Here is a 6000-nt window from a genome sequence, read left to right on the forward strand (position 1 = left end):
CGCTGAGTGTACAAATATTAGGCTTTATAATTGGCATGTAAACGGGTAACTGAATGATATTTCAAAGAACTGTTCAGAAAATGGTGAAAACTACTGGTGTCGGATTGCATTCTGGCAACAAGGTCACTTTGAGCATAATGCCCGCGCCCGTTAATTCAGGGATCGTACTCGTGCGCACCGATTTGAGTCCTGCCGTCGCCATTCCAGCGAAGGCGGAGCAAGTTCGTGAAACCACTATGTGTACGGCACTTGTCAATGACGAAGGTATTCGTATCTCGACCATTGAGCATTTATTTGCAGCACTTGCGGGTTTAGGCATAGATAACGCCGTAATCGAAGTGGACGCGCCTGAAATTCCTATTATGGATGGCAGTGCGAGCCCGTTCGTCTTCTTATTGCAGTCTGCGGGTATTAAAGAGCAGGCCGCACCTAAGAAATACTTAAAGATTAAGCGCCCTGTGCGTGTTGAAGATGGTGACAAATGGGCCGAGCTGAAACCCTTTAAAGGTTTTAGAGTCAATTTTAAAATTGACTTCGCGCACCCAGAAATCGCTCGTAGCCAACAGCATGTGGTGATGGACTTTTCAACGTCTGCTTTCGTGAAAGATATCAGCCGCGCCCGTACTTTTGGGTTTATGCGTGATATCGAATATCTGCGAGCCAACAACCTAGCGTTGGGCGGCAGCATGGAAAACGCTGTTGTACTTGATGAATATCGCGTCCTTAATCCCGACGGCCTGCGTTATGAGGACGAATTTGTTAAGCACAAAATTCTAGATGCGTTTGGTGATCTATATGTGGCAGGACACGCTATTTTAGGTGAGTTTACTGCGTATAAAACCGGTCATGCGCTGAACAACCAATTGGTGCGTGCTTTACTGGCGCAACAGGATGCGTGGGAGTTAGTTAGCTTTGAAAAAGAAGCCGATGTTCCCGTTAGCTTTACCGTGCCAGGTGGCGCTGTATTTGCTTAAAAAGCGGTGAGATTATTTATTACGGCTGGCCAATGAGGCCAGCCGTTTTAGTTTTTCGCCCAGTGAACCGCCAATATTTTCCGCTAATGCCGCAATATGCTCCGCTGCTGCAGGGCTTAATTCTTTGTGTCCCTGTTTAGGCTTTGCGTCATACATTGCTAATCTCGGGTTGACTTTAACTTCAATTGCGGTAAGGATTGGGAGCGTTTCTGCTTGAAGCTGCGCTAGTAGCTTCGGCTTTTGGAAATTAATTCGTGCAGCCCAGGCCGCCGAAGTGGTTTCAACCACAAGAACACCCTGGCGGAAATTAGCGACTTTTAGCTGCTCCGCAACAGGACCTGCGATAATCTGCTTCACATGATGATTCAGATATATAAGTAGTTCCGCTTTCTCAGCAAGGTCGGGTAATTTGCCCGATTGATGCAGTAATTGGCTGAGATCTTGAGGGGGCTTTTTCATATGATAATAAGATGGCTGAATTAGGCTATGAGTGTAACAGTATTTATTCAAGGTCGGAATGGCGTCACACGCTGGCAGCCCAGTAAACGCTGGTTGCTACTTCCAATACTATTGTTGGCCACTGGGTCCGGTATTTATCAACACAACTCAGCTCGATTTCAAGATCAGCAAGCCAGTGTCGATAACGATCGTCTCGTGCGCGAACAACAAAAGAAACAAGTCTTAGAGCTAAAAAGTGCTACCGAGTCTCAACTGGCTATGCTAGTGACTCATGTTGCACGTATGCAAGCCAAGATCACCCGTCTCGAAGCCTTAGGTCAACAGGTCGCCCAGCAGAACAAATTGGATGAAGATTTTGATTTCTCATCCGAAGTTGGTGTGGGTGGTTTGAGCGAATTAGGCACTAACATCGAGCTCGGGCAGCTTATCGACGATATGGATAAGTTGGCATCACGAATTGACAATAATAATGTTCAGCTATCACTACTTGAAACAGTGTCATCTAACCACCATATAGATGATGAACGTTATATATCAGGGATCCCACTCGATAAAGGTTGGTTATCGTCGCCCTACGGATTACGTAATGACCCTTTCAACGGTCGCAGGACTGTGCATAAGGGGATTGATTTTACCGGCCGAGAAGGGGCCAAAGTTGTTGCGACTGCTGCAGGCGTAGTAACTTGGGCTGGGAACATGTTCGGTTATGGCGAGTTGGTCGAAATAGACCATGGTAACGGTTTACATACGCGTTATGGCCATAATAAAGCTTTGTCAGTGACTGTAGGTGATGTGGTCGCAAAAGGCGATGCAATCGCCAGTATGGGAAGCACTGGGCGCTCAACTGGGGCTCATGTGCATTATGAAGTGTTGCGCGGCGGACAGCAGATAGATCCACAAAAGTTTGTCTACCGCAAAGCAAGTTAATTGAAACATTGGCTTCTAGTTTCCATCATGGACTTGGCCTACAGAGAATAAGTGATTCAGATGTTTGGTAAATTACTGACAAAAGTATTTGGTAGTCGCAACGACCGCACCCTTAAAGGGCTTCAAAAGATCGTTATTAGCATTAACGCACTAGAAGCTGATTATGAAAAATTAACCGATGAAGCATTAAAAGCAAAAACCGCTGAGTTCCGTGAGCGTTTAGCTGCCGGCGCTTCATTAGATAGCATCATGGCTGAAGCGTTTGCGACAGTGCGTGAAGCGTCTAAGCGCGTATTTGACATGCGCCACTTCGACGTACAGTTACTCGGTGGTATGGTACTCGATAGTAACCGTATTGCTGAGATGCGTACGGGTGAAGGTAAAACCTTAACGGCAACCTTACCAGCTTACTTAAACGCATTGACGGGCAAAGGTGTTCACGTAATTACCGTGAACGATTACTTAGCACGTCGTGATGCCGAGAATAACCGTCCGCTGTTTGAGTTCCTTGGTTTAACCGTCGGCATCAACGTGGCAGGTCTCGGTCAGCAGGCAAAGAAAGATGCCTATAACGCCGATATCACTTACGGTACCAACAACGAGTTTGGTTTTGATTATTTGCGCGATAACATGGCGTTTTCGCCGCAAGAACGGGTACAACGTCCGTTGCATTACGCCCTAATCGATGAAGTGGATTCAATCTTAATCGACGAAGCACGTACGCCGCTGATCATCTCTGGTGCCGCTGAAGATAGCTCTGAGCTATACATCAAGATCAACACCTTGATCCCTAATCTTATCCGTCAAGATAAAGAAGATACGGAAGAGTATGTGGGTGAGGGTGACTACAGCATCGATGAAAAAGCCAAACAAGTGCATTTCACCGAACGTGGTCAAGAAAAAGTAGAAAACCTGTTGATCGAGCGCGGCATGTTAGCCGAAGGCGACTCACTCTATTCTGCTGCAAATATTTCCCTATTACACCACGTCAACGCGGCGCTCCGTGCGCACACGCTGTTTGAGCGTGATGTGGATTACATAGTACAAGACAACGAAGTCATCATAGTCGATGAACACACAGGTCGTACTATGCCGGGTCGTCGTTGGTCAGAAGGCTTACATCAAGCTGTTGAAGCCAAAGAAGGCGTGCACATTCAAAACGAAAACCAAACATTGGCTTCGATCACTTTCCAGAACTACTTCCGTCAATACGAGAAGCTGGCAGGTATGACAGGTACAGCCGACACTGAAGCGTTCGAATTCCAACACATCTATGGATTAGACACAGTTGTTGTGCCGACTAACCGCCCAATGGTGCGTAAGGATATGGCGGATTTGGTTTACCTGACCGCCGATGAAAAATATCAAGCTATCATCAAAGACATTAAAGATTGCCGCGAACGTGGTCAGCCAGTGTTGGTGGGTACGGTCTCAATCGAACAGTCTGAACTGCTAGCGCGCTTAATGGTGCAGGAAAAAATCCCACATCAAGTTTTGAACGCGAAATTCCATGAGAAAGAAGCTGAAATCGTCGCCCAAGCAGGTCGTACTGGCGCTGTGACTATTGCTACTAACATGGCAGGTCGTGGTACCGATATCGTGCTTGGCGGCAACTGGAACATGGAAATCGATGAACTCGATAATCCAACCGCTGAGCAAAAAGCTAAGATCAAAGCCGATTGGCAAATTCGTCATGATGAAGTCGTCGCCGCGGGTGGTTTGCACATCCTAGGTACCGAACGTCACGAATCACGCCGTATCGACAATCAGTTACGTGGTCGTGCGGGTCGTCAAGGTGACGCGGGTTCATCACGCTTCTATCTGTCGATGGAAGATAGCTTAATGCGTATCTTCGCCTCGGATCGTGTCTCTGGCATGATGAAAAAGCTGGGCATGGAAGAAGGTGAAGCGATCGAACATCCATGGGTGTCTCGCGCAATTGAAAATGCTCAACGTAAAGTTGAAGCTCGTAACTTCGATATCCGTAAGCAATTACTCGAATTTGATGACGTAGCCAACGATCAACGCCAAGTGGTTTACGCCCAGCGCAACGAGTTGATGGATGCGGAAAGTATTGAAGATACTATCCAAAACATCCAAGACGATGTGATTGGCGCGGTAATCGATCAATATATTCCACCACAATCAGTAGAAGAGCTGTGGGATATCCCGGGTTTAGAGCAACGTCTACACCAAGAATTTATGCTCAAATTACCTATCCAAGAATGGTTAGATAAAGAAGACGATCTGCATGAAGAAAGTCTGCGTGAGCGTATTATCACTGCTTGGGGCGATGCGTATAAGGCAAAAGAAGAAATGGTTGGCGCGCAAGTGCTACGCCAGTTCGAGAAAGCCGTTATGCTACAAACGCTCGATGGTCTGTGGAAAGAACACTTAGCGGCGATGGACCATCTGCGTCAAGGTATCCACTTACGTGGTTACGCACAGAAAAATCCAAAGCAAGAATATAAGCGTGAGTCGTTTGAGTTATTCCAACAACTGTTGAACACCTTGAAACATGACGTCATCAGTGTGCTGTCGAAAGTACAAGTTCAAGCTCAGTCAGATGTGGAAGAAATGGAAGCGCGTCGTCGTGAAGAAGATGCAAAGATCCAGCGCGACTATCAACACGCAGCGGCAGAGTCGCTTGTTGGCGGTGGTGATGAGCATGAAGCTGTCACTGCGCAAGCGCCGATGATCCGTGATGGTGAGAAAGTGGGTCGTAACGATCCTTGTCCTTGTGGCTCAGGTCGCAAGTACAAACAATGTCACGGCAAGTTAAGTTAATCTGCTGACAGATTAAGCCTACTGAATAAGTAGAATAGAACGCACACTAAAGGCAACTTATCTAAGTTGCCTTTTTATTTCCTCTTTAATAAGCCTAGCGCGACTCTCGTGTCATCCGGATTACATTCTTACTCTTCTTTATATAGCTAATCGTCGTTATTCCCCATTGAACATCATTTCACTCTTATCGATAGCCATTAAAGCAAAAGCCATCGCTGTAGCAAATTTAACCGTTAAAACCCATTTTGTGGATAAGTCTGAGGATAAAGTGGGGGTATTGTGTGACTAACTGAAAGTATTAAAAAAAGATCCATTTTTCTCAAAAAAGCCCTTGCGGACTTTCTCAATCTCCCTATAATGCGCATCCACTGACACGGCAGACAGCGAAACGCAAGTTAAGCAAAGAAAGCCAAGCAGTTCATCGGTTAGCAAGCTAAGCGATGAGTGTTGAGAAAGTTGAAAAAACTACTTGACGCACTAACGGGAATGCGTAGAATACGCAGCCCTGACCCGCTGAAAACTCAGTGTGTGGTCAACGCTCTTTAACAATTTATCAAGCAAATCTGTGTGGACACTCACAGGTGTTGAGTTAATCGAAACTGCTAACCTTCGGGTTGGTAGTCAAAAATTTAAATCAACCAATTCTTTCACGAGAGTGATGAGTGTTCATAGCAATATGTACAAAGACTTACTACTTATTTTCGAATAAATAGGAGTCGAACAGAATTCGTTGAGCCGTTTGACGTAAGTCAAACAACAAAACTTTAATTGAAGAGTTTGATCATGGCTCAGATTGAACGCTGGCGGCAGGCCTAACACATGCAAGTCGAGCGGCAGCACAAGGGAGTTTACT

The 6000-nt window shown here is 46.1% G+C and carries 4 protein-coding genes and 1 rRNA gene; 4 read left to right on the forward strand and 1 reads right to left on the reverse strand.

All coding sequences use genetic code 11. The annotated features are described in order from the left end of the window. Positions 1-53 precede the first annotated feature (53 nt). Positions 54-974 carry a UDP-3-O-acyl-N-acetylglucosamine deacetylase gene (gene lpxC, locus Q4Q49_RS11645; protein ID WP_011845621.1) on the forward strand — a complete coding sequence of 307 codons (921 nt, stop codon included), beginning with the start codon at positions 54-56 and terminating at the stop codon, positions 972-974. 12 nt (positions 975-986) lie between these two features. Here lpxC and Q4Q49_RS11650 read toward each other — a convergent pair whose 3' ends face one another. Further along, positions 987-1433 (reverse strand): DciA family protein, encoded by a 447-nt coding sequence (locus Q4Q49_RS11650; RefSeq protein ID WP_311999418.1) that lies wholly within the window; start codon positions 1431-1433, stop codon positions 987-989. Between the two features lie 27 nt (positions 1434-1460). Here Q4Q49_RS11650 and Q4Q49_RS11655 point away from each other — a divergent pair, with 27 nt between their 5' ends. The 3 genes from Q4Q49_RS11655 to Q4Q49_RS11665 form a co-directional block, all read left to right on the forward strand. Further along, entirely contained in the window at positions 1461-2360 is a 900-nt protein-coding gene (locus Q4Q49_RS11655) for a M23 family metallopeptidase (RefSeq protein ID WP_006079901.1), read from the forward strand. A 60-nt stretch (positions 2361-2420) separates the two neighbouring features. Beyond that, a complete protein-coding gene (gene secA, locus Q4Q49_RS11660) occupies positions 2421-5147 on the forward strand; it encodes a preprotein translocase subunit SecA (RefSeq protein ID WP_311999421.1) in 2727 nt (908 codons plus the stop codon). Positions 5148-5912: 765 nt separating this feature from the next. Next, a 16S ribosomal RNA gene (locus tag Q4Q49_RS11665) occupies positions 5913-6000 on the forward strand; the annotation flags it as partial.

The sequence above is a fragment of the Shewanella sp. SP1S1-7 genome (assembly GCF_031932105.1).
In the GTDB taxonomy this organism is placed as follows: Bacteria; Pseudomonadota; Gammaproteobacteria; order Enterobacterales; family Shewanellaceae; genus Shewanella; species Shewanella baltica.